The 22889-nt window shown below is 45.4% G+C and carries 23 protein-coding genes; 7 read left to right on the forward strand and 16 right to left on the reverse strand.

The window, feature by feature from the left end; translation table 11 throughout:
- Positions 1-213 precede the first annotated feature (213 nt).
- From katG to ABIX36_RS15485, 4 genes are all read right to left on the reverse strand, one after another.
- A complete protein-coding gene (gene katG, locus ABIX36_RS15470; RefSeq protein ID WP_348083069.1) occupies positions 214-2481 on the reverse strand; it encodes a catalase/peroxidase HPI in 2268 nt (755 codons plus the stop codon).
- A 172-nt stretch (positions 2482-2653) separates the two neighbouring features.
- Positions 2654-4498 carry an alkaline phosphatase gene (locus tag ABIX36_RS15475; protein WP_348083070.1) on the reverse strand — a complete coding sequence of 615 codons (1845 nt, stop codon included), beginning with the start codon at positions 4496-4498 and terminating at the stop codon, positions 2654-2656.
- Between the two features lie 275 nt (positions 4499-4773).
- On the reverse strand, positions 4774-7428 hold the full coding sequence (locus ABIX36_RS15480; protein ID WP_348083071.1) for a c-type cytochrome: 2655 nt from the start codon (positions 7426-7428) through the stop codon (positions 4774-4776).
- Positions 7429-7547: 119 nt separating this feature from the next.
- A complete protein-coding gene (locus tag ABIX36_RS15485; RefSeq protein ID WP_348083072.1) occupies positions 7548-8240 on the reverse strand; it encodes a cyclase family protein in 693 nt (230 codons plus the stop codon).
- Between the two features lie 148 nt (positions 8241-8388).
- On the opposite strand from ABIX36_RS15485, the gene ABIX36_RS15490 reads away from it, so the two are divergent.
- Complete coding sequence (locus ABIX36_RS15490) at positions 8389-9654, forward strand: DUF5690 family protein (protein ID WP_348083073.1); 1266 nt, start codon at positions 8389-8391, stop codon at positions 9652-9654.
- A gap of 8 nt (positions 9655-9662) precedes the next feature.
- Here the strand turns inward: ABIX36_RS15490 and ABIX36_RS15495 are convergent, their stop codons facing one another.
- Positions 9663-10265, reverse strand: coding sequence for a hypothetical protein (locus ABIX36_RS15495; protein WP_348083074.1), 603 nt, complete (start codon positions 10263-10265; stop codon positions 9663-9665).
- Between the two features lie 49 nt (positions 10266-10314).
- Positions 10315-10878: a Crp/Fnr family transcriptional regulator gene (locus tag ABIX36_RS15500; RefSeq protein ID WP_348083075.1), complete on the reverse strand. Its 564-nt coding sequence runs from the start codon at positions 10876-10878 to the stop codon at positions 10315-10317.
- A 142-nt stretch (positions 10879-11020) separates the two neighbouring features.
- Here ABIX36_RS15500 and ABIX36_RS15505 point away from each other — a divergent pair, with 142 nt between their 5' ends.
- Complete coding sequence (locus tag ABIX36_RS15505; RefSeq protein ID WP_348083076.1) at positions 11021-11185, forward strand: hypothetical protein; 165 nt, start codon at positions 11021-11023, stop codon at positions 11183-11185.
- 194 nt (positions 11186-11379) lie between these two features.
- Entirely contained in the window at positions 11380-11673 is a 294-nt protein-coding gene (locus ABIX36_RS15510; protein ID WP_348083077.1) for a hypothetical protein, read from the forward strand.
- A gap of 16 nt (positions 11674-11689) precedes the next feature.
- On the opposite strand, the gene ABIX36_RS15515 is transcribed toward ABIX36_RS15510, so the two are convergent.
- The 4 genes from ABIX36_RS15515 to ABIX36_RS15530 all read right to left on the reverse strand — a co-directional run bounded on the left by ABIX36_RS15515 (position 11690) and on the right by ABIX36_RS15530 (position 15119).
- Positions 11690-12922 carry a DUF6596 domain-containing protein gene (locus tag ABIX36_RS15515; RefSeq protein ID WP_348083078.1) on the reverse strand — a complete coding sequence of 411 codons (1233 nt, stop codon included), beginning with the start codon at positions 12920-12922 and terminating at the stop codon, positions 11690-11692.
- Positions 12923-13049: 127 nt separating this feature from the next.
- A complete protein-coding gene (locus tag ABIX36_RS15520; RefSeq protein ID WP_348083079.1) occupies positions 13050-13391 on the reverse strand; it encodes a YciI family protein in 342 nt (113 codons plus the stop codon).
- Between the two features lie 64 nt (positions 13392-13455).
- A complete protein-coding gene (locus ABIX36_RS15525; RefSeq protein ID WP_348083080.1) occupies positions 13456-13977 on the reverse strand; it encodes a hypothetical protein in 522 nt (173 codons plus the stop codon).
- Between the two features lie 56 nt (positions 13978-14033).
- Positions 14034-15119: a DNA topoisomerase IB gene (locus tag ABIX36_RS15530; protein WP_348083081.1), complete on the reverse strand. Its 1086-nt coding sequence runs from the start codon at positions 15117-15119 to the stop codon at positions 14034-14036.
- Between the two features lie 114 nt (positions 15120-15233).
- On the opposite strand from ABIX36_RS15530, the gene ABIX36_RS15535 reads away from it, so the two are divergent.
- The gene (locus ABIX36_RS15535; protein WP_348083082.1) at positions 15234-15674 is read left to right on the forward strand and encodes a GNAT family protein; all 441 of its coding nucleotides are present in this window, start codon (positions 15234-15236) and stop codon (positions 15672-15674) included.
- A 100-nt stretch (positions 15675-15774) separates the two neighbouring features.
- Here ABIX36_RS15535 and ABIX36_RS15540 read toward each other — a convergent pair whose 3' ends face one another.
- Positions 15775-16779, reverse strand: coding sequence for a GntG family PLP-dependent aldolase (locus ABIX36_RS15540; protein ID WP_348083083.1), 1005 nt, complete (start codon positions 16777-16779; stop codon positions 15775-15777).
- A 42-nt stretch (positions 16780-16821) separates the two neighbouring features.
- Between ABIX36_RS15540 and ABIX36_RS15545 the strand changes: the two genes are divergently transcribed.
- The gene (locus ABIX36_RS15545) at positions 16822-17598 is read left to right on the forward strand and encodes a hypothetical protein (protein WP_348083084.1); all 777 of its coding nucleotides are present in this window, start codon (positions 16822-16824) and stop codon (positions 17596-17598) included.
- Positions 17599-17626: 28 nt separating this feature from the next.
- The gene (locus ABIX36_RS15550) at positions 17627-18334 is read left to right on the forward strand and encodes a hypothetical protein (RefSeq protein ID WP_348083085.1); all 708 of its coding nucleotides are present in this window, start codon (positions 17627-17629) and stop codon (positions 18332-18334) included.
- Positions 18335-18399: 65 nt separating this feature from the next.
- Here the strand turns inward: ABIX36_RS15550 and ABIX36_RS15555 are convergent, their stop codons facing one another.
- Positions 18400-19056 (reverse strand): outer membrane beta-barrel protein, encoded by a 657-nt coding sequence (locus tag ABIX36_RS15555; protein WP_348083086.1) that lies wholly within the window; start codon positions 19054-19056, stop codon positions 18400-18402.
- Positions 19057-19254: 198 nt separating this feature from the next.
- Between ABIX36_RS15555 and ABIX36_RS15560 the strand changes: the two genes are divergently transcribed.
- Positions 19255-19794, forward strand: a complete 540-nt coding sequence (locus ABIX36_RS15560) for a 5'(3')-deoxyribonucleotidase (protein ID WP_348083087.1) — start codon at positions 19255-19257, stop codon at positions 19792-19794.
- A gap of 47 nt (positions 19795-19841) precedes the next feature.
- On the opposite strand, the gene ABIX36_RS15565 is transcribed toward ABIX36_RS15560, so the two are convergent.
- The 4 genes from ABIX36_RS15565 to ABIX36_RS15580 form a co-directional block, all read right to left on the reverse strand.
- Positions 19842-20255, reverse strand: coding sequence for a VOC family protein (locus ABIX36_RS15565; RefSeq protein ID WP_348083088.1), 414 nt, complete (start codon positions 20253-20255; stop codon positions 19842-19844).
- Positions 20256-20322: 67 nt separating this feature from the next.
- Positions 20323-20754 carry an AraC family transcriptional regulator gene (locus ABIX36_RS15570; protein WP_348083089.1) on the reverse strand — a complete coding sequence of 144 codons (432 nt, stop codon included), beginning with the start codon at positions 20752-20754 and terminating at the stop codon, positions 20323-20325.
- 32 nt (positions 20755-20786) lie between these two features.
- Positions 20787-21647 (reverse strand): alpha/beta hydrolase, encoded by an 861-nt coding sequence (locus tag ABIX36_RS15575; RefSeq protein WP_348083090.1) that lies wholly within the window; start codon positions 21645-21647, stop codon positions 20787-20789.
- Positions 21648-21695: 48 nt separating this feature from the next.
- Positions 21696-22628 carry a cation diffusion facilitator family transporter gene (locus ABIX36_RS15580; RefSeq protein ID WP_348083091.1) on the reverse strand — a complete coding sequence of 311 codons (933 nt, stop codon included), beginning with the start codon at positions 22626-22628 and terminating at the stop codon, positions 21696-21698.
- Between the last annotated feature and the right edge of the window lie 261 nt (positions 22629-22889).

A 22889-nucleotide genomic window follows, 5' to 3' on the forward strand; every position in this document is an offset into this window, starting at 1 on the left:
CCCAAGTATTCATACCCAATAGTATCGGGCGAATATGTAGAACGAGATAGTAAAGTAATTTTTAAACGTGTCCCTCGCAAAGGCGGTTGCTGAGCAAATAAAAATGAAATACATATTGTATGGCTGACTGGGCGGGTTCTAATTCTGCCCTCCTTCCAGCCACAAAAAAGCCCCGGAAAAATCCGAGGCCTTTTTGATGTTATGATAAACAGGTTATTCGAACCTGTCCAAATTCATTACTTTGTCCCAGGCGGCTACAAAGTCGCTAACAAATTTATCCTTACTATCTGCACTTGCGTATACTTCCGCAATAGCCCTAAGCTCGGAGTTGGAACCGAATACGAGGTCGGCGCGTGTGCCGGTCCATTTAAGCTCTCCGGTGCTGCGGTCGCTGCCCTGGTAAACTTGCTTGTCTTCAGATGCCGCTTTCCAGGCAGTGCCCATATCCAGCAGGTTCACAAAGAAATCGTTAGTAAGCTTGCCGGGGGTAGCGGTGAACACGCCATGGTTCGATCCATCATAATTAGCGCCCAGTGTGCGCAACCCTCCTACCAGCACGGTAAGTTCCGGCGCGGTAAGCGTAAGTAGTTGAGCCTTATCTATCAGTAATTCTTCGGTAGATACGGAGCTTTTTGATTTGCGGTAGTTACGGAAACCATCTGCAACAGGTTCGAGGTAGCCAAACGACTCCACATCTGTTTGTTCCTGTGAGGCATCCATACGGCCCGGTTTAAATGGCACGGTAGTCGTGTTGCCTGCATCATTAGCCGCTTTTTCAACGCCTGCGGAACCAGCCAACACGATCAGATCCGCTAGCGAAACTTTTTTACCGTCGGCTTGCGCGCCATTAAATTCGTTTTGGATACCCTCCAGTACGTTCAATACTTTTTGCAGCTGTGCAGGGTTGTTTGCCTGCCAGTATTTTTGAGGAGCCAAACGGATGCGCGCGCCATTGGCTCCGCCACGTTTATCAGAACCACGGAAGGTAGAAGCCGAAGCCCAGGCAGTGGTAACCAATTCAGATACGCTTAAGCCAGATGCCAGAACCTTTGCTTTAAGCGCTGTAATGTCGCCTTCGTTTATTAAAGCATGGTTAACCGCAGGGATCGGGTCCTGCCAAAGCAATACTTCCTGCGGCACATCGGTGCCAAGATAACGGGCACGTGGCCCCATATCACGGTGCGTTAGTTTAAACCAGGCGCGAGCGAAGGCATCAGAAAATGCATCATGATCCTCCAAAAAACGCCTTGATATTTTCTCATAAGATGGATCGAACCTTAAGGCAAGATCGGTAGTGAGCATGGTTGGCAGATGTTTTTTAGCACTGTCGTACGCATCGGGTATAATAGCTTCGGCGTTTTTAGCAACCCACTGATGAGCGCCTGCCGGGCTTTTAGAAAGTTCCCACTCAAACCCAAGCAAGTTTTCAAAGAAGTTATTGCTCCATTGTGTCGGCGTTTTTGTCCAGGTTACTTCCAGGCCGCTGGTGATGGTATCGGCACCTTTACCAGAGCCATACTTATTGTTCCAGCCAAAGCCCTGCATTTCCACATCGGCAGCTTCAGGTTCTTTGCCTACATTGTCAGAAGAGGCTGCACCGTGGGTTTTACCAAAACTATGGCCTCCGGCGATCAGCGCAACGGTTTCTTCATCGTTCATAGCCATACGCCCGAAGGTTTCGCGGATGTCTTTAGCGGCAGCTATAGGATCGGGATTGCCGTCCGGTCCTTCAGGATTTACATATATTAAACCCATATGAGCGGCAGCAAGCGGTTTTTCTAAATTACGCGAGTGGAGGTCGCCATCTGCATCCTCATCTGATACCAAAACCCCGTGGCCCCGAACACCAGGCGCACCATCCGGATAACGTTTATCGTTACCCAACCAGGTAGTTTCAGCGCCCCAATACACAGATTCATCCGCTTCCCATACATCTGCGCGGCCACCGGCAAACCCAAAGGTTTTAAAACCCATCGATTCCAGCGCTATATTGCCGGCAAGGATCATCAGATCCGCCCATGAAATTTTCTGTCCGTATTTTTGTTTGATCGGCCAAAGCAGTCTGCGGGCTTTATCCAGGCTCACGTTATCCGGCCAACTGTTAAGCGGCGCAAAACGCTGCAAACCTGCACCACCACCACCGCGGCCATCTGTTACCCTGTAAGTACCGGCACTATGCCATGCCATTCGGATAAATAAGCCGCCATAGTGGCCAAAATCGGCCGGCCACCAGTCTTGTGAGTCGGTCATCAGCGCATGAAGATCGTTTTTGACAGCCTCCAGATCAAGACTTTTAAAAGCCTGAGCATAATCAAAATCCTTATTCATCGGGTTTGATAATGATGATTGCTGGCGCAGGATATTCAGCTTTAGCTGGTTGGGCCACCAATCATTGTTCCTGGTGCCGCCACCGCCGGTATTGTGTTTCATACTGCCGTTGTGGAACGGACATTTACTGATGTCGTTTGATTCGTTTTCCATTTTGTAGATTTATGTATTGAAATCGGTTCGCTTGGTTTTTGCTAACGATTATAAAATTAGGATAATGTATGCCATAATCATAATCGATTTATTCTATGGGCGATTGATTCTGTAGATACATTTCTCCGCCAATCCTCGTCTTTAAATCAACGTATCTACACCATAAAGCGTATCATTTTTTATAATTGATCAGGCTTAAGATCTTTTTGAAAATTTCGGTATTGCTATAAACGCCTCTAAAATCTGCAGAGTGCGGGCCGTAAGCGAATACGGGCACGGGTGTGCCTGTATGGTCGTTGGTGCTGAAATCTCCCAAAACGTATCCTTTGGTTATACTACCATCCAGCAGGGTTAATCCGCCTGTTTCGTGGTCGGCAGTTACAATAACCAGCGTTTCGCCATCTTCATCTGCAAAACGCAGGGCCGCTCCTACCATCCTGTCGAAATCAGCATTTTCGGTAATTACCTGTGCTAAATTATTGTTGTGGCCGCCATAGTCTATCTGGGATCCTTCAGCCATCATAAAAAAGCCCTTCGGGTGGTTTTTAAAAGCGGCGGTTACCTTTTTCAAGGCAAGTGATAAATACTCACCCCTCCCTGCTATTTTGGGCCTTGTGGCGCTGTCGTCCATCAGCGCCAATATTTTTGTCGCCTTTGAATTTAGAAAATCATCAAACTTACGGATAACGGTATAACCCCTTTGTTTCATTTTATCTATTATTGGTACGCCGTTTACCTTTGTTGTAAAATCCGTATAGGCCGATCCTAAGAAAATATCGATATTGGAATTAAGGATCTGCGCGGCAATAACAAGGCTATCGCTTCTTTCGGATTGGTGTGCGTAAAACGCAGCCGGGATGGCATCTGTTAATTGGCATACCGCTATATCAGCCGTTTTTTTGCCGGCTTCGGCACTGTATACGGCTAATGATCTTAGGGGCTTGCCTGCAGGGTCCACGCCAATTGCCCTATCGTTTGTTTTTTGGCCCGATGCAAACGCAGTGGCACCTGCTGCCGAATCAGTAATATAAGCATCAGCCGAATTGGTAACGGAAAAGCCAATATTCTTCACTTGAAAAATATTAAGCTGCCCCTGGTTGGCCGTATAAGTGGCGTATAACTGCGTCAGACCCATGCCATCGCCGATGCATAAAATAATGTTCTTTACTTGTTTAACGGAGCCGTCTGCTTTGTAAGTTGGGTGATATACCGGGTATGCCTGCTGTGCTAAATATTCATTTTTGGCTTTCTTGTTTAAAAAATCGCCAAGCTCTTCTATCTTATCGGTACCTATTACATCAACACCCAGGCGCATTAGTGCAAGCCAGCTGCTCTTAGTATCCGGGCTTTCCCAAAACCGGATCATTTTACCGGCCTGGTGGACACTGTCTATGGCTCCTTTTACTCTTGCAATCTCCTTGCTGTTCAATACGCCTTTACCATTCCAACGCACATACCTGCCTAAAGGGAAACTTACCAGCCCTATTCTTTGCCACTGTTGCGGTGTAAAACCATTTAAATGGTCTACATCAAAGGTTATCCAATCGGGGTAGTTTAGTATCTCCGCAGGCGGCGGTACAGCCCCCGTCATCACAATAGAAAGGTTACCCGGGTGCCCCGGCGACGAGATATATTCAGCAAAAGGTTTAAGTTCCTGCATTACCAGCGATAGCACCGCTTTGTGATCCTGCTTTATTTCTATCAGCAAACGCAATTGCCTGTGAGGGTTGCGTTTTAGTTTTTCGGCAAGTGGAGTAAGATACAGGTTTTGTAGCGACCGGCTCGCGGCGGTGTCCCTTTTATCATGAGCGACCAGCAACCTGCCGTTAACCGCAAAAACATCGGCCTCAATAGAGCCGAAGCCTTTTTCGTACGCTCTGTAAAAAGGGATGCTGTTTTTATAATCGTTGTGCGAATGGGCGTTGGCAACTGTGTACGGTTTAATTTGGCTGTTTGCGGTTTGGCTCAGCGTCATCGTAACAGCACATACCCGGATCAGGATACTTAGTTTTTTCATAGCAATAATAGCCTGTAAATATAAGTGCCGTAATTTACTCTCTACGATATTTAATGTGAAGATAAGTTGATGATAATGTTAATTTACCTCCAAGAAATTCACCACCCAATGCATTATCCGCCCCAGCTTACCATTACAAAAATCCCAAGCTTAAGTTCAGGCGTAAATAATGGTTATACCATTATTATACCGGCGTATTACCAACCGAAGTATAACCACGGCGACCTCAAAAACTAAACGCAAGCTTACAACGCAAACAACAACAACGCCTACCCCTATTTCTGCAGAGATAAAAAGGTCACCAACGAAGCAAACTCCTCGTACGATAGCGCGCTGGCCAGTCCCGTTGGCATCATCGAAGTTTTCATTTCCTTACGGGAAATAATATCGCCTGTTTTTACGGTGTAAACGTTTCCGCCAATATCGCGCATTACAATTTTCTGGGCCGATTCTTCGGTGATGAAGCCCATATAGGTTTTGTTGCCCTTAGCGGTGACGGTTACCGTAGCAAATCCCTGCGAAATAGAGGCGCTTGGTTTCAGGATAGATTCTGCGATTTGTTGCCTGGTCATGATAGATCCTATCTGCCCCATAAATGGTCCTTTTAGTTTTTCGCCTTTTTTGATACTATGGCAGGCAATGCAGCCCTGCTGAGCAAAAAGCGCTTTGCCTTTTGCAGGATCGCCTTTTAATTTAGCCAATGCCAGCATAATATCTTCGATGGATGATTTACCTATCTGTCCTTTTTTATTGCGGATCTTTTCCAGATCTATCTTTGCTTCTTTAACAACCGGCGCTTTCTCTTCGCCACCAAAGGCCGCAATTTCCATCCGATCCCGCGCGTTCAGGTCGGCATAGAATTGTTTACCAGCCGGGCTTGCTTTGCCTCGCTCGGCAGTAAGAAACGCCTTTATCTTTGGTGATGATTCCCAGGTAATGGCTTTGTAATACGGCCCGTGCGAATCCGGCCGTGTGCTCCACCACCAGGAACCATCATAAGGGGCTTCGGTTTTGTAAAGCCTGCCCAGGGTAGCCAATATTTGCTTTTTTAACTTTGGTGATTTGGCTGCCTTATAAGCAGCAATTAAACCATCAACAGCTTTAGCATCATGCATGTAACGCAATGCCCAAAGCGCTAATGCAGAATTTTTTGTGCCGATGTTGTTCACACATGCTGTTACAGCATTAAGGCTCACCAGTGTGCGCACCGCCAGGTGGGGAAGCACGATATCTGCGTTCGGCGTAGCATGGGGGCCTTCCGTGCCTTTTGCAGGCGCAATAAATGACGCCGGTACTTTAGTTTCCAGCAAGGCATTAGCTGCTTCGGACCTGCCCAATCTGCCTAAACCAATAATAGCTTCCGCCTGTACGCGCGGTGACGCATCTTTAAGAGCCGCAATAAATGGCGCTGTAGGGACATCTTGCAGGTAACCTGTCCTGTCGGCCAAAACCTTCAGGGCAAACTCTTTCAGTTCTTTATCTTCCGTAAGTTTTACTAATGCAGGTACGCCATTTGCACCGGCAATTTGGGCGTAGGTGTAAATACCGGCTACCCGGGCAAATAAGGGCAAGCTTGTATTTGATGCCACTGCAAGCGATGCTTTAGCAGCTTGGGTTACCGGGCGCACCAATAATTCCTGCGAAGCATAAAAACGGGCAACTGCACTTGCCGAAGATAGTAAGCCTGCCAATTCATCAACCGATGCTGCTTTAAGGTTAGGGAATGCCTTGTACGTCCAACCGGCAGGCACCGCACGTACTACGTAGCCTTTTGCCGGGCTACCCTCGTAACCTGCGCCGTCCCAAGCAGAAAGGTAAAGGCGACCCGAGCCATCCACATCCAGATCGGTGATTTGCGGGAGTGTTATAAAATCTTCCTGCTTTTGTGTAAAGCTGGCACCATTTGGCGTAACGCGATGGATATACAGTTCACTCCGGCCCCAATCGGCCATCATGGGTACGTGGTTGTATTTTTCGGGCCAGGTTGGCTCGTCCATAAATAGCGCGCCGGTGCCCGAGCCTCCTCCTACATCAACCAATGCCGGCAAGATCTCATCTGTAAAGTGCTGAAACAATAATGGGTAACCATACTCGCCCGACTGGATGTGATGCGAGAACCGGATGTTCCAGCCGCCGCCATCATTGGTATTATCGCGGGTAAACACGTTCATATAAGGGTCGATAGCCACATCATAAATATTGCGCGTACCGTGCGAGAAGATCTCCAGTTCGGTACCATCGGGGCGTACGCGTACAATCCCGCCACCAAGCATGGTTAGTTTTTTACCAGAGCGGTCAACGGCGTCATGAAAACCAAAATCTCCAACCGCAATGTAGATCCAGCCATCGATACCCATGCGGATGCCATTGGTGGCGTGGTCTGTACCACGATCCACCAGCATGTTGGGGTTGCTCAGGTGTTCTACAATGGGTTTTGACGGGCCATCGGCAATGCCGTCACGGTCTTTATCTTCAAAAACAACCAGATCCATGCCAGTTGCTTTTTGCGTTTCTTTTGAAAATATAGTATGCAACACGTATACCTTATCGCCCAATACAAAGATCCCACGGGGATTATCCACCCTTGCAAATTCTGTATGCTGATCTATCTTGCCATCGTTATCAGCATCAACAAGCCTTAATATTCTGCCTTTTCCGGGCGCTTTGCCAAGAGAGCCCATCATATCTACACCAACAAACACTTCACCGGTAGGCGCTGTAGCAAGGCAGGCGGGGCTTGGCGTAAGATCGGGGCCTGCAAAGGGCGTTACCGTTAAACCATCGGGCCAGTTTTGCAGCCCGGTTTGTTTTAAAGCAGTGTGATGAACAGTAGCGGGATTTGCTTTGATAACAGGCTCAGTTACTGTAAAATATTTAACTGCACCTAATAATACAATGGAGAAAAAGGCGGTAAAGGAAATTTTTAACATAGTTAATGGCGAATATTCGTAAAGGTTTGCGTAAAAAGCGGCAATATACAATTTAGAACAATGTCAAGCTATTTGCTTTTAAGATGTTACAATTGGGGCGTAAATCAACAATAATTAAATCAAAAAACCGGCACTTTTGCCATAGCCCTCACCGGGAAAGTGCCAATACCCTTAAATTTTGGCGGGATGGCACTGAAGCTAAACCCCTGATGCGGCAATGCCTGCAAATTGCACAGGTGCTCTACAATTAAAATACCCGCCGCTAAAAGCGTAGTATGGGTTGGCCTTGTACGCCCCAGCGTATTATCGATGTTGTGGCTGTCTATCCCTACCAGTTTTACCTGATTATCCCTTAAGTAAATTGCTGCTTCCTCTGTTACAAAAGGGTGGTTATCATAATAGTGCTCTGTTTTCCAGTGTACATCCCAACCGGTATGCAGCAGAACCGCCTTGTTTTTAAGCTCATAGTTTTTTAAATGTGCTACGGTAATTGCTAATCCATTTGCAAACGGCAGTGGTATTACAATTGCATCCAGGTCGGTAAAACACTCCAACCCAATCTGCGAAAAATCTTTACCATCAGCAAAGCGGTGAAAAGGGCAATCCATATAGGTAGCGGTATTGGTAACCATTTCTATTTTTCCTATCTGGAATTCGGTACCCTCTTCGTAAAACTGCTTAGAGTCTTCCCGGCTCAGGTAATCGCACACGATTGGCGCAGGCAGTCCTTTATAAGTGACCAAGCCATGTTCGATAGTATGGCTGAGGTCAATCAGTTTATTGGTTTGCAGTTTTTCCGTTGATTGCATCATAGTTTCTGCCGGGCAAATGCCAGCCTCGTTTTCTTTTCGATAAGAAAAGATCGTTTGCTAAGTTATCAAAACAGTTGTAATTGCTATTTGGAATTTTTAGGCTGCCGTATCCTCAATTTTCCTATCTTCCCGCCTAAACAATTCGCCCATGCCAACCACTCCTACCCGCAATAAAATACAAACCAGCATTTACGCCGCCGTGGTAGTGTTTTTGGCCTATACCATGATCTTCGGATTCCGCAAATCGTTTACGGTTGCTACGTTCGATGGTATCACTGTTTGGGGTTACAGCTATAAAACGCTGCTGGTAATAAGCCAGGTACTGGGTTATATGCTGGCCAAATTTTATGGCGTAAAATACATTGCCGAACTGAAACGGCACGGGCGATGGGCTACCATACTGGTGCTTACGGGTATAGCCTGGCTTAGTTGGCTTTGCTTTGCACTGGTGCCGGTGCCTTACAATATCGTTTTCCTTTTCATCAATGGTTTCCCGCTGGGGATGCTCTGGGGTGTAGTGTTTTCTTATGTGGAGGGCCGGCGAGGTACCGATTTCATTGGCGCTACGCTTGCAGTGAGCTTTATTTTCGCGTCGGGCTTTGTACGTTCTGCCGGTGGCTGGCTGATGCTGGAGTTTGGCGTTACCGAGTTTTGGGTGCCTTTTTTCACTGGGTTATTATTTGCCGGGCCGCTCCTACTATTTGTGTTCCTAATGGAGAAAATACCCATGCCGGATGCCGGGGATATATCCGAACGGATGGAACGCACACCCATGAGTAAAGCCCAGCGCCAGACCTTTGTAAAAGCATTTTTACCCGGACTGGCGGCATGTATCCTCATCTATACCTTCGCTACAATCTTCCGCGATATTCGCGATAATTTTGGCGCGGAGATGTGGAAGGAAATGGGCTTTTTTAACCAGCCCGCTATTTTCTCCAAAACCGAAACACCTATTACGCTTATCATCCTGATCCTGATCGGAAGCATGGTGATGATCCGCGATAGCTATAAGGCGCTGATGACCGCTCATGTATTTATTGGTATAGGTTTTTTATTAGCGGGTTTATCAACCCTTGCCTTCGCGGGCGGGTATGTAGCGCCTATCTGGTGGATGGCGACCGTGGGCCTGGGGCTTTATATGGTTTATATCCCATTTAACGCTGTGTTTTTCGAGCGGCTGATCGCCACGTTTAAGTATGCAGGGAATGTAGGCTTTTTAATATACCTGGCCGATTCCTTTGGTTATGTAGGCAGCGTTGGCGTACTGCTTTCCAAAGAGATATTTAAGGTGAAGCTCAACTGGGTTTCCTTTTTCTCCAACAGTGTGATAGGTTTATCAGCGGTGGGATTGGTGTTAACGGCCTTCTCTGCCATTTACTTCGCGCGGAAGTACAAGCAAAGTAAGGTGGTTTAACTGAGCATTTATATCTGCATCCATCCCTGTTTAAAGAAAGTTAAGCTTGCTCCTTTTATAAACTCGAGAGTGTCGGTTTTATCAGTCGCCTTATTGTTGGTTAACTCTAAAAAATATATGGTTGGATTTGCACCAAGGTTATAAAACACCATCATCTTAAATCGTTTTCGGGTCGGCGCTAATTCCGGATAATGCAATTCTTCAAAATGCAATATAGATAACCCCAGTTGGGTATAAGGAGTCGTTGGTTCTTTCAGTTCGTTATTCCTTTTTCGCCATGCAGCCAATGTGTCTTTTTTGATTTGTAACGGCGGCTCATATTTGAATGATTGTTGAAAGATATCCGGATAAAACAATCCGCTATTAAAAAGTGTGCGTAGTTCTGGTTTTGACGCTACCGTTATAACAACATCTTTATAGGTGTATATATCACCTTTAATATCTAACGGCTGTTCGTATCTTTTATACTGCTGAGGTTTGTAACTATTTGCAAATAGTTCTTTTGCCCATTTAACCTCTTGCTCGCCTTGCGTTTGACAGTATGCCGATTCGCAATGGATAAGTATAGCGGAAAATAAAATGATGTGAAATATGAGCAAAAGTTTCTTCATGAGGTAATGATGCATCAAATAAAAAGATCCCATATTACTTTTCGATAAATTACCTAATCCCCTTACGGATGCGGCTTAACGAGGTCGGCGTAACACCAATAAACGAGGCAAGATATTTCTGCGGGATCTTTTGCAGATAAGGCGGCTTCGACATCAGGTCGAGATAGCGTTTTTCAGCAGAATCGCGTTGCAGGGCGGTAAAGCGGTCTATCAAATTTAGTACCGCATCCTCCCAAAATTTGCGCATCATCTCCTGCATGGTAGGATATTCGGTGTAAAGGCTGGTCAGCTCTGCTTTGGGCAGGTAAAGTATAGTACTATCCTCTATCGCCTGTAAAAAGTACTTGGAGGGTTTATCACTTATAAAGCTGTAAATATCAATGGCCGATGAATTTGGGAACGCAAACCAAACCGAGATCTCCACTTCGTCGTCCAGGTAATACAAGCGTAAACAGCCTTCCTGCACAAAAACCAGGTCCTGGCATACGGTGCCTTCCAATAAGAGAAACTCGTTTTTGGCTATGCTGCGTTGCTTAAACCGGCCTACAATATCGTCGAGTTCAGCCTCGCTGAAGCTGGCATAACTGCTGATAAAGTTTTTGAGTTCGGTCATAAGTAAATAATTGATCGCTGCTAATTTCAGTAAAAAAAACATTCCGCCCGATAATTATTGTATTTAGTTATCGCAGGATAATTTTAAAAGATGTCACCTGCCGTAAAATTCATGATTAATATAATTTTAACTAAATTTGAGTGTGGAAATAAAAAAGCAAACACTTGATGAAGCCGAAATTGAACTTTTGAAGGAGGGTTTAAAACGCAGCTATAAAGAGCGCTTTGAAATGGCAACCCGGCTATATAAAATTCAGCAAACCATGAGTAAGGCTGTTGTTACGCATAAACCGTTTATAGCTAAATAGCCTGTGGATATCTTCGATGAGGAAATATTGGCTTTTTGGAAGGCATTACAGAATAACAATGTTGAATACATTATGATTGGCGGGTACGCTATCAATTTACATGGCTATCAACGCTTTACCGGCGACTTAAATATTTGGCTTAAAGACACCCTGAAAAATAGGCAGGCATTACGGAAGCGTTTATTACGTGCAATATGGGCGACTATCCCATGATTGAATACATGCAGTTTGTACCCGGCTGGACTGATTTCCATTTGAATAATAATTTTCGCCTCGATATACTTGTTGAGATGAAAGGTTTAGAAGGTTATTCGTTCGACGAGTGTTTGCAAATGGCGTCCGTTGCTGATATAGAGGGTGTAAGCGTGCCATTTTTACATATCAACCAGCTAATCGAAAACAAAAAGGTGGTGAACCGCCCAAAGGATCAAATTGATGTTCTCGCTTTGGAGCAAATAAGGAAATTGAGAGATGAACCCTCAAGTTGAAAGAATATAAGGCAATCTACACTTTTATCCCCGCAATCTTCTTCTCCAACACCTCCCTATCCCCCTTAGATTTGGCCAGCCCCGACGCCGTTTTAAAGTGCTCCGCCGCTTTAGCGTTATCTACGTCGGTGTATAACTCGCCCAATAGCGAATGGTATAAATGGTTGCCGCTCAGGTTCAATTTTTCCGCTTCGATAATCGCTTCCTCCTTGCCGTTTGCTTTCGAAAGAGCGTATGTACGGTTGAGCGCCATAATGGGCGAGTATTGTAAAAACAGTAGCTGGTTATAAAACTGCAGAATAGTTTCCCATTTTAAGGGCGTATCTGCCTTAATGGTGTGCCAGTAGGCAATGCCGGCTTCCAGGTGGTATTTGGTGATGGTGCTTCCCTCCCATGACAGCCTGAGGAAATGTTCTCCCTGGCTTATCAATTCGGCATTCCAAAGGTTTTCGTCCTGATCCTGGTAGAGCACGGTTTCGCCGTTTTGGTTCAGCCTTGCTTCAAAGCGCGAGGCGTGGAAGCTCATCAGCGCCAGCAAGGCATATACCATGGGTTTGTTGGTTGCCTGGTTTTCGGTAAGTAAATGCGTAAGCCGTAAAGCCTCCAGCGATACTTCTTTGCGTAAGGTAACATCGCGCCCCTGCGAGTAGTAGCCCTCGTTAAATAGCAGGTAAAGCGTTGCCAAAACCGCTTCCAGCCGCTGGTTTATTTCAACTTCGTTGGGGAGTTCTATCTTTACATTCAGTTGCCTTAATTTCGCTTTTGCCCTGAACAGGCGTTTGTTGATCGTTTCCTTATTACTTAAAAATGCCGCGGCTATTTCTTCTATCCCGAAACCGCAAAGGATGCGCAATGACAAACCTATCTGCGCCTCGGCCGGGATGGCGGGATGGCAAATGGCAAACATCATTTGCAGCTGGCTATCCTGAATATTCTGGTCGGATAGATCGATCGTCAGCTCCTGCAATTCCGATGTCGCATTCTGCACACGGGGCACTATTTTTTGATTATAGAGCGTATTCCGTTTTAAGTGGTCTTTGGCTTTGTTTTTAGCAACCGTATATAACCAGGCGGTTGGGTTATCCGGCAATCCCCTAATGCCCCATAATTCTGACGCGTGTAAAAAGGTATCGCTGGCAATATCTTCGGCTATCTCTATGTTTTCGATGCCAAAGAGCTTGCACAATACCGCCACTATCTTTCGATATTCATTTCTGAATAAATGCGGTATGAGTTCTTGCTGCTGCATTGTCAGAATCTGAATTTACAGAATTTTAGAATGAACAGAATGTTAAATAGCCAGTACGGCAAATTGATCGCCCGTCTTATATATTCTGAAAATTCTCTCATTCTGTAAATTCTGATTCAGACGGTTGTTACATCACGTCTATTTGCCGTACCTCTACACTGCCGCCCACTAAAAATACCGGGCAGCCTTTGGCAATTTCTACAGCCTCATCAAGCGTTTCGGTTTTTACAATGCTGTAGCCGGCAATTGCTTCTTTTATTTCCATGTAAGGGCCATCGGTAACCACGTCGTTAGGTCTCACCACTTTTGCCTCAGGATTTAGCCTATTGCCTCTATCGGTAAGCTTGTTTTGGGCGGCAATACTTCCAACCCAATCCATCCACTTTTTGGCAAGGGCCTGCATTTCTTCGGGTGATGCTGTTGTTACGGGAGAAGGGTTGCTCCGGTAGATCAATAAAAAATCTTTCATGATGTTTTGAGTTTAATTGTTAAAACCGAATGACGATCAGTAATACCGGGATTGGACAAAGCATCTAAAATTTTTTATTTTTTTGTGCGGCTTGCTGATGCTCTGCCATTTGCGCTATCATCGTAGCATCCGCCTTCAGGCAACTTGCCGAGTGTTCCTTATCGCCACCCCAGTTATGGGCAGAAGTGAATTTTATGGTTTTTATATCCTCGCCAAAATTGACCTGTACGTCCACAATGCCATTTAATGGTTCATTCACAGGGTATCGGTGATGAAAATCCTTATATTCAAATACGGCATCGTCCCCGGGTGGCGGGTACGCCTCCAGTTGTTTCATAAACAAAACATCATACTCTTTTAATATCTGCATTGATGAAATTACATTATGTTTCACCGCGCGTTCTGCTAAAACAAACAAGGGTACCGAAGCTTGCAAACCCGGGCTTGGGGGATCTATCGAAGGTGGTATCACCCAATACGAATTGTAATAGATACCTTCTACACGGCCCGAAACCTGGGTTTCATAGGAAAATTTCAGTTCGGCAAAAAGCAACCGTTCTTTAGTAACACTTATTTCTCTGTCCATTATGTTTTGTGTGAGGCACTAAACATACAGATTTTTAGGCGATTATAGGGATGGTGTTAGCTTGCTTCTGCAAGTTTCTCGTTCTCAAGCAGTTTTATCAGGGCTTTTTCGGCAATGTTGAGTTCTGATGACTTTACATCCTGGCTTTCGTCCAATTCGCTGATGTATTTGAATATGGTGCCCTGTTCGTAACTTTTAATTACCGTAGGATGCACGTAGTATTTTTTGCACACCGTACGGGTGTTGCCCAGGTTTATGGCTACTTCGTCCAGCACGCTTATTATTTTTTTACGGCACTCGGTAATGTTATCAAACTCACCGGCCTCTTTAAAGGCATACAGCGCGCTTACACTGCCCGCCCAGGTGCGGAAGTCTTTTGCGGTAAAGTCTTCGCCGGTGATCTCTTTCAGATAATTATTGATATCGCCAGAGCCGATGGTGCAACGTTCACCTTCCTGGTTATAATACTGAAAAAGATCCTTCCCAGGTATATCTCGGCATTGCTTAACCAGGTTAGCCAATTTACGGCTTTGTAAAGCCACTTTATGGAACACGCCCTTTTTGCCCTTAAATTCGAAGTTGATCCTGGTACCTTCTATCTTTACATGCTTGTTCATCAGCGTAGTTAAGCCGAAGGAACCGTACAATTTCTTATACGACTCGTTACCCACCCTAATGCTCGTCAGTTCCATCAGCCGTACAACCAGTGCCACCACTTTTTCGTGGTCGAGATTACGACGCGCAAGGTCATGGTCTACCCGTTCGCGGATAGCGGGTAAATGCACCGCAAACATCTGCATGCGATGGTACTTAGATTGATTACGGATCTTGTTCCAATACGGATGGTAGCGGTATTGTTTGCGCCCCGCCGCGTCGGTACCCGTAAACTGCAGGTGACCATTCTCGTATGGCGAGATCCACACATTTGTATAAGCCGGAGGTATCACCAATTTGGTAAAGCGGGTAATTAACTCTTTGTCCTTAACCAACTCTCCGTCAGAATTATAAAAACTCCAGCCTTTGCCCGATTTTTTACGGGTATACCCTGGTGCCGAGTCTGCCACGTAACGCAGACCAACCGCCTTTGCGGTAATTTTGGGGTCGCGGCCAATTTTTTCGAGTTTTTTTAGGAGGCGGTTCATGTCAGACAATAACACGCCACAGGAGTATAAGTTTTGAATGCTGAGATCAGCATTAAGATAAATGCTGATTTACAGGTTTTTAATTATATTTAGCCCGTCAACACCTGCCTGAAGATGAAACTGATACCGGTTAAACAATTTACAGAAGAGAACACCGAATTGGCCGCGTTTCCCGATTGGGCAGATATGGTACAAATGTCGGTTGATTACTATAGCCGTGTTGGCTTTAACCCGCCATGGATCAGCTATTATGCCGAAGAAAATGGCCAATTAGTTGGCTGCGGTGGCTTTAAAGGTAAACCCGCGAACGGGCAGGTAGAAATAGCCTACTATACTTTTCCTGATTACGAGCATACCGGCGTTGGCGGTAAGATGTGCCGGGAATTGGTAGAATTAGCTCAGCAGACGGATGCATCTATTAACATTACCGCCCGCACCTTGCCTGGTGAAAATTACTCTACGCGAATACTCAAAAAAAATAATTTTGGACTAACAGGCACCATTATGGATGAAGAAGACGGCGAAGTTTGGGAATGGAAATATTTTGGTGAGTAGTTGAATGGTGATTAGTAAGTGGTTAGTGGGGCTCGTTTATTCAATTACTACTCACTATTTACTACTCTCTACTCCTCGCTCCCCATTCCCAACTCACTACTTACAGTGAAGCTACAACATACTCTACTTGCTCCGGATGTATATCCAGGTGCGTTACAAAACGGATACGGTGCGTATCGGTACTGTTGGCTTTGATACCTTTTGCTTCCAGTCGTGCTAAAACTATCTCTGCTGGTTCAACCGTATCAAAAAGGATGATATTAGTTTCTACGGGCACCACGTTAGTTACCCAGTTTTGCTTGCCGAGTTCTTCGGCCATAATTTGGGCGTGCTTATGGTCTATTTTAAGCCGCTCCACATGATGGTCGAGCGCGTAGATGCCTGCGGCAGCTAAAAAGCCGGCCTGGCGCATTCCTCCGCCTAAAACCTTACGGATGCGGCGGGCATATTTAATGGTAGCCTTATCCGCCAGTAATACCGAACCCACCGGCGCGCCCAAACCTTTAGACAGGCAAACCGAGATCCCGTCGAAGTAACTACCGTAATCGGCGGGTTTATCGCCGGTATGGGCAAGGGCGTTAAATATACGGGCACCATCCAAATGTAGCTTCAGCCCTTTTGCTTTGCACAATGCTGCTATGGGTTTAATATGTTCCAATGTGTAGCAACTGCCGCCGCCTTTGTTCACGGTATTTTCCAGTATTACTAAGCTGGTATGCGGGTAATGGATATTTTCGGCGTTTATCTCCGGCTCTATCATCTCCGCGGTGATGATGCCGCGGTAACCGTTCAGCAAGCGAGTGGACACACCCGAGTTAAAAGCAATACCCCCACCCTCGTAACGGTAAACATGCGCGGTTTGGTCGGCAATAAGCTCATCAAGCGGCTGGGTAAAACATTTAATGGCTATCTGGTTGGTCATGGTGCCTGATGGACAAAAAATAGCCGCCTCCATACCAAACATTGCAGCAGCTTTTTCCTCCAGTGCGTTCACCGTTTCGTCCTCGCCAAAAACATCATCGCCCACTTTAGCACTCCACATGGCTTCGAGCATACCGGGGGTAGGTTTTGTTACAGTATCGCTGCGCAGATCAACAGTCATCATATTTAAAAATCTATTATATTTGGTTTCAAATATCTAAATCTTATGCGTAATGTTCTACTCCTGCTGTGTATTTTCGGTATTACAATAACGGCGAAATCTCAAATTTGGCAGCCTGGCCATTATACCGATGTGCAGGGCGTTAAATACGCAGGCATCATCCGCCCCGCGCCAGGCGGTAAAGGCCCGTTTCCGGGCGAAGGCTACATTGAATTTAAAGATTCGGAAAAAGGTGAAGTTACTCCCCTAAGTACCAGCGACCTGCAATCGTTTATAGTTGGGCAGGATAGTTTTGTGGTTGCTAAAGCACCCGTAAGGGGCAAATGGACAAAAATGGCTACAGATTTTGTGCGGATAGTGATGAATGCGGATGTGAAAATTTATACCCTAAGGATAGCGGATGGCAAGCCAGCAAGTTATAAAGGCAGCGGCCATATCAGAAAGCTGCCAGCTATACTAACCGCCCTTGGAAATGGCACACTGTATGCCAATGAGAATAGCGCAATTGTAAAAGATAACCGCGTAACCGAAGATGGCTTAATAAAGGCCGCACCAGGTTATTTGCAACCGGTTTTGCAGCTACCAACCTATACTACAAAAGCAAGCAACAGTGACGGCAATACAAAAAAATGGTATTATTATGGTAGCAAACCGAGCGAACTGCAATACATCACCGACGAGAATTTTAAGGAAGCAATAGCAGCCACTATGAAAAGCCAGCCAAAAGTAGTCGATTATATCCGTGCCAATCCCTTCGGGCTGGACAATATTGAGAGGCTTATTGCGTATTTCTACAAAGTAAAACTGCAGGGAAAATTATAAGTACCCCGTTCAATCAAATAATTTAAAAATGTTCTCTCTGAAAAAATATCTTTCTGTTGCGGCGCTGCTGCTTTTAACCTCTCCTGCTTTGTTCGCCCAAAAATGGCAGCCCGGCTATTTTATCGACGTAAAAGGTGTCCGTTCTGATGGCTTTATTATTGCCAACCCGGGCGGTAACGGCCCTATTAAAAACGAAGGTTTTATTGAGTTTAAGGATGGAGAGAAAACCGAGCCTTACAAACTGAGCACCAGCGACCTGCAATCGTACGTGGTAGGTAAAGATAGCTTTGTGGTAGCGCATGCCCCCGGTAACGAAACCTGGGCAAAAAAAGAATTTGATTTTGTACGTGTGGTTGTGAACGAGGAAACCAGGATCTACGCCACGCGCGGCGCAGGCAGCGGCAGCGGAACCGGCAAGAAAGTACGCTTTTCGCCAAGTGTGGGCTTAAGTACGGGTGGCGGTGGTTATGGCGGCGGCCTGGGTGGCGGAGTTGGTATTGCCTTTGGCGGCGGAGGCGGCGGCAGCGTTGATAAATCAAAGCTGAGCTATTACTACGGCACTAACACGGCTACCATGCAGCACATTACCGAGGAAAACTTTGCAGACGTAATGAGCGAAGCAATGGGCGACGAACCCGAAGTATTGGAGCAGATCCGCGCCGGGCGTTACGGTTTAGGCAATATAGATAAGCTGGTAGATTATTTTAACAAAGTGAAGGCCTCGCACAAGCAATAACAAAAACATCCGGTGCTGAAGGCAACCTGATGTTTTTCATTTAAAGCATTTTTACCTACTGTTACTTACCTAAAAGTATAAAATACGGATACCCCAAGGCCGCTATTTATAAAGGTGGCATTAACAGAATCTCCGCTGCTGCTTCCCCTGTTGCCGCTATCGCTTTTAAAATGATTGTAGTTTACATTAGCCAGGGTTAACGATACGCCCATATGGCTTGTAGGGTAATACAATAATTCTGCATTGATACCGGCACCGTAGCTGTCGCCCGTGGTTTTTATATCATAAACGGAATTAACCGGAACATTATTAAACTTTGAGTTGCTATGGCTGTAAGCCGCGTAAGGGCCGACGCGAAGCCCAACTTTATTTTGATACATAAAGTATTTACGCAGGAATATGGTACCGCCAAAGCTGTTGTTAGTCTGCTTTTGTTCGCCCGCGGCATCGCCGTAGGTATTACGGTTTGAGCTGTATAGCAATGAGCCACCCAGATCAACATTGTTGCTGATAAAATAACTGTAAATAGGGCCCAAGTTAAAAGTGGTACCCTTTTGATCCTGAACAGTGATGGAATTACTAACCGGGTCGATATTGGTGCTTGTACTGTTTGAATGCTGAAACTGCAGGTTTATACCCAGTGTTTGGTTGCCTTTTTCGGTTTGAGCTTTCGCAAATTGAGCGGCGATGAGGAGCATTGCCATTGTGAAGATTTTTTTCATTTTTTGGTGTTTAGATGAGTTGCTTGAACGGGGAAAAACACCTGTTATTTCAAATATTAGGGCTAATTAATTTATATTTTTATTGCGCCCAAAAAGTATAATATAGCTCTGCAAACACCGTTTTTAATTAATTTTTTGTGCTATAAAAAACTATTTTTGCCATGCCTTGCAACCCCAGGCTAAGCAACGAACAATAACATGAGAAAATCGATAGCAATAGATATGGATGGCGTAATTGCCGATGTAGAGCAGCAGTTCTTAGATTGGTACCAACGCGATTACGGCACCCTCTTTAGCAAAGCTGACCTGGCCGGCAAAAATGATGATAACCTTTTCCCCGAAACGGGTTTGGCGCGCAGGTTTGTACTATCTCCCGGGTTCTTTTTAGGCCTACCTGTAATGGAAGGCGCCGTGGAAGCCGTGAAAAAGCTAATGGAGACCTATGAAGTGTACATTGTATCGGCCGCTATGGAATTCCCTTTAAGCCTGCCCGAAAAACTGGAATGGCTTAAGGTAAACTTCCCTTTTATAAGCTGGCGCAACATTATTTTTTGCGGCGATAAAAGTATCATCAATACCGAATACATGATAGACGATCACCTTAAAAACCTCGATAATTTTAAGGGCAAAACAATTATGTTCCATGCCTACCATAACGTAAGTGCCAACCACCACGTGCGCGCCAATAACTGGGATGAGGTTTTAAGCATTCTATCAAAAGAGAATTCCACGAGCTAAAGCGGATTTTTAATTCGTGGAATTCGCGTCATTCGTAAAATTCGTGTTTATTGCTTTTTCTCGCCCAATGAAAACCAATTCCCCGAGTCGTCTTTAAACAACGCCTCAAAACCATAAAACTCTTTTGTAGGTTCTTTGGTGAACTCCACTCCTTTTGCCTTTAATTCTTCATAAGTGGCAAGCAAATCGTTGCATTCAAAAACACCAAAGCCAAAGGTGCCTTTGCTCACCAGCGCGCGCATTTGCTCAGCTGCATCCTGCTTAAACATCATACCTTCATTTATCGCCATCAGGCTTATCTCCAGCTCGGGTTGTTCGGGCGGGCAAACGGTAAGCCAGCGCATACCGGGGCCCATGCTGGCATCGGTATGTACTTTAAAACCCAGCTTGTTTACATAAAACTCAAAAGCACTATCCTGGTTAAGGACAAAGATGCTCACGTGGTTCATTTTTGTGATCATGGTATTTTTGTTTATCGGGCTAAAGGTCGGTAACAGCGGGCTCGTTCTGTTGTTGAAAATTGCGGTTTTATGTCCACCCGTTTTGTTGGGCAAAACAGTTTGGAATAAAATTGAGCGGTGCTGTTTTCATTTCGGCCGTGCGTTTCAGTTCTGTTTGCTGCCAGGCGGCCGGCGAATGCTTAGTGACCCGCTTAAACAGCGCAGAAAAAGAACTGATACTATCAAACCCAATGGCATAGCAAACATCTGTAACAGGCAATCCTTTTTTTAGCAGAAGCTGCGCATTATTTATGCGCACAGCCATTAAATACTGATGAGGTGTATTGCCATATGTAGCCTTAAACAGGCGGATAAAATGATATTTGGAGAAATAAGCCTCGTCGGCAATGGCATCTAAATTTATGGACTGATGGTAATGCGCATCAATAAACAGCTTAGCCTGCACAACCCGCCGGTAGAGATATATTTTAGGGAAAACTGTTGCTACTGGCCCGGACATGAAACAAATTTAACTAAATAAAACAGCCCCGGCTATTCCAAAATTGCAGTAATTGCTGCAACGATATCGGCTATCACCTCCGGCGACCGGATAATGCCTGCATGACCGGCACCTGTATAATTTTTGTTTCTGATGAATGGGCGCGTCGACAAAAAGTCTCGGATAAATTTATACGGCGATATCATATCCGCTTCATCATAAAGCAAAAAATGATCTTGCTCCGGCCCGCTCTGATACAGTTTTTCCACGTCGTAGGAGGATGCCGCCCTGCCTACCAACTCTTTAAAGCTTTTTAAATAAGCCGTTTGCATTTCTGCGGATACACCGGCGGCGGTCATGCTGCTTTCAAAGTTTTCTTTCAGCCTGATGAGCGGGGTAACGCTGATGAGTAGCTTTGGTTTGGCACCATTGTCATTTAAGGCCATTACATTGGCCATGCCGCCTAAAGAATGTCCTATCAAAATATCAGGCGCACCATATTGGCTCATCACCGCTTTTGCGGCTTCGGCAAATAAGGCACCATTAGATAGTTCCCCTTCCGAACTGCCGTTACCAGGCACATCAAAGGCTATAACAGTAGTATGAGGTATTTGGCATAAGGCGGTTATCAATTCAGAAAAGTCTGCCGCTTTGGAACCCCAGCCATGTGTGATAACAATTTTCCGCGTGCCGCTACCCCATTTAAAACCATTGAAATTTAAATGCGTATGGGTAAAATGCTCGTCATAGGCACTTAGGCTAAACTTTTCTGCCTCATCCAGCAATTGCTGTTGCTGCAGGCGCACCGGCATTTTTGGCGAATAACAAATGAGCTGCCAAAGAAGATGATTAAATCCAGCGGATACTTCGTCAGCAGTTTTTACCTGTGTTATTATTTGTTTTAGTTTTTTCATAGGGCTTGTACCTGACAAGGCAAAGCTATCAATTAAAACTTTGCCGACTTAATGCTTATCGTCGTTCCACAAAACGTGATGCTCTAAACTTTCGGGCTGAATGATCACAAAACGTACCAGGTTAAACTCGGTTTTTATAACATCCCTTATCCTATCTATAGCCTTATTGATCTCTTCGGTATCCATGTCTTCCTTAAAGGCCACTATTAGCATTAGCAATACCTCCGTTGGCGATTGATAGGTAGACAGGATGTGCTGCACTTTTACCACATGACCATCCCCCTCCACCATCCGGCAAATTTTGTCGCGTGTTTGGCTGGATACGCCCTCGCCCATCAACAGGCTACGGCTCTCGCGTGCTAAAATAGCGGATACCACCACCAGTATCAGTCCCACCAGTAGCGAGGCTACACCATCTATATAAGGCTTGTTTAAACTGTGGCTGATGTAAACGCATATCATCACAATAAACAAACCGGCAACCGCAGCGGCGTCCTCAAACAAAACCAGGAAACTGGATGGATCCTTGCTTTTAACAACTGCTTGCCAAAACGGTGTAGCGCCGCGTATTTGATTGAATTGTTTGATGGCGATGATGAGCGATGCGCCTTCGAATACGATAGACAAACCCAAAACAATATAGTTAATAGTTGGGTCGCCCAGTTCTTCGGGTTTGATGATGTGGGCGATGCCCTGGTAGATAGAGATGCCACCGCCAAGCCCGAAGATCATGATAGATACAATGAACGACCAGAAGTAAAGCTCTTTACCGTAACCGAATGGATGCGTGGCATCGGGCAGTTTCTTACTGCGGTGGATGCCCAGCAGCAGGAGTAATTCGTTCACGGTATCTACAACCGAGTGTACGCCCTCTGCCACCATGGCCGCGCTGTTGCTGATACCTCCCGCAATAAATTTAGTGATCGCGATAAGCAGATTGGCAATAAGCGCCGCGTATATGGATGTTTTGGATGAAGCCATGTTTAGCTGTATAAATCAGCCAAGGGGACGATTGTTTGGTACGGGGCGAAAATTTATTATTCCCAATCGAACGACCGGGTTAATTCACCCATTTCGCCGCCACCTTGCAGATACATATCATAATTGGCTGGCGGTAAATTATTTGTCATACAATTTAATTATAAATTAAGAAGAGCTAAATACATGTATTTAGCTAATGAATTTTACAGGTTAGAGCGCTCGGCCTGTAACTTTTTCATTTCAATTTATTACCAGGCTTAA

The sequence above is a fragment of the Mucilaginibacter sp. genome (assembly GCF_039925265.1).
GTDB lineage: Bacteria > Bacteroidota > Bacteroidia > Sphingobacteriales > Sphingobacteriaceae > Mucilaginibacter.

Excerpts from the sequence above, each read along its gene's own strand:
- ABIX36_RS15535 (WP_348083082.1), top strand. The coding sequence starts at position 15,234 with ATGAAACTGATACCGGTTAAACAATTTACAGAAGAGAACACCGAATTG.
- ABIX36_RS15560 (WP_348083087.1), top strand. The coding sequence starts at position 19,255 with ATGAGAAAATCGATAGCAATAGATATGGATGGCGTAATTGCCGATGTA.
- ABIX36_RS15525 (WP_348083080.1), bottom strand. The coding sequence starts at position 13,977 with ATGGACAGAGAAATAAGTGTTACTAAAGAACGGTTGCTTTTTGCCGAA.
- ABIX36_RS15510 (WP_348083077.1), top strand. The coding sequence starts at position 11,380 with ATGGGCGACTATCCCATGATTGAATACATGCAGTTTGTACCCGGCTGG.
- ABIX36_RS15520 (WP_348083079.1), bottom strand. The coding sequence starts at position 13,391 with ATGAAAGATTTTTTATTGATCTACCGGAGCAACCCTTCTCCCGTAACA.
- ABIX36_RS15555 (WP_348083086.1), bottom strand. The coding sequence starts at position 19,056 with ATGAAAAAAATCTTCACAATGGCAATGCTCCTCATCGCCGCTCAATTT.
- ABIX36_RS15565 (WP_348083088.1), bottom strand. The coding sequence starts at position 20,255 with ATGATCACAAAAATGAACCACGTGAGCATCTTTGTCCTTAACCAGGAT.
- ABIX36_RS15545 (WP_348083084.1), top strand. The coding sequence starts at position 16,822 with ATGCGTAATGTTCTACTCCTGCTGTGTATTTTCGGTATTACAATAACG.
- ABIX36_RS15550 (WP_348083085.1), top strand. The coding sequence starts at position 17,627 with ATGTTCTCTCTGAAAAAATATCTTTCTGTTGCGGCGCTGCTGCTTTTA.
- ABIX36_RS15515 (WP_348083078.1), bottom strand. The coding sequence starts at position 12,922 with ATGCAGCAGCAAGAACTCATACCGCATTTATTCAGAAATGAATATCGA.
- ABIX36_RS15500 (WP_348083075.1), bottom strand. The coding sequence starts at position 10,878 with ATGACCGAACTCAAAAACTTTATCAGCAGTTATGCCAGCTTCAGCGAG.
- ABIX36_RS15530 (WP_348083081.1), bottom strand. The coding sequence starts at position 15,119 with ATGAACCGCCTCCTAAAAAAACTCGAAAAAATTGGCCGCGACCCCAAA.
- ABIX36_RS15490 (WP_348083073.1), top strand. The coding sequence starts at position 8,389 with ATGCCAACCACTCCTACCCGCAATAAAATACAAACCAGCATTTACGCC.
- ABIX36_RS15480 (WP_348083071.1), bottom strand. The coding sequence starts at position 7,428 with ATGTTAAAAATTTCCTTTACCGCCTTTTTCTCCATTGTATTATTAGGT.
- ABIX36_RS15540 (WP_348083083.1), bottom strand. The coding sequence starts at position 16,779 with ATGATGACTGTTGATCTGCGCAGCGATACTGTAACAAAACCTACCCCC.
- ABIX36_RS15485 (WP_348083072.1), bottom strand. The coding sequence starts at position 8,240 with ATGATGCAATCAACGGAAAAACTGCAAACCAATAAACTGATTGACCTC.
- ABIX36_RS15475 (WP_348083070.1), bottom strand. The coding sequence starts at position 4,498 with ATGAAAAAACTAAGTATCCTGATCCGGGTATGTGCTGTTACGATGACG.
- ABIX36_RS15580 (WP_348083091.1), bottom strand. The coding sequence starts at position 22,628 with ATGGCTTCATCCAAAACATCCATATACGCGGCGCTTATTGCCAATCTG.
- ABIX36_RS15570 (WP_348083089.1), bottom strand. The coding sequence starts at position 20,754 with ATGTCCGGGCCAGTAGCAACAGTTTTCCCTAAAATATATCTCTACCGG.
- katG (WP_348083069.1), bottom strand. The coding sequence starts at position 2,481 with ATGGAAAACGAATCAAACGACATCAGTAAATGTCCGTTCCACAACGGC.
- ABIX36_RS15575 (WP_348083090.1), bottom strand. The coding sequence starts at position 21,647 with ATGAAAAAACTAAAACAAATAATAACACAGGTAAAAACTGCTGACGAA.
- ABIX36_RS15495 (WP_348083074.1), bottom strand. The coding sequence starts at position 10,265 with ATGAAGAAACTTTTGCTCATATTTCACATCATTTTATTTTCCGCTATA.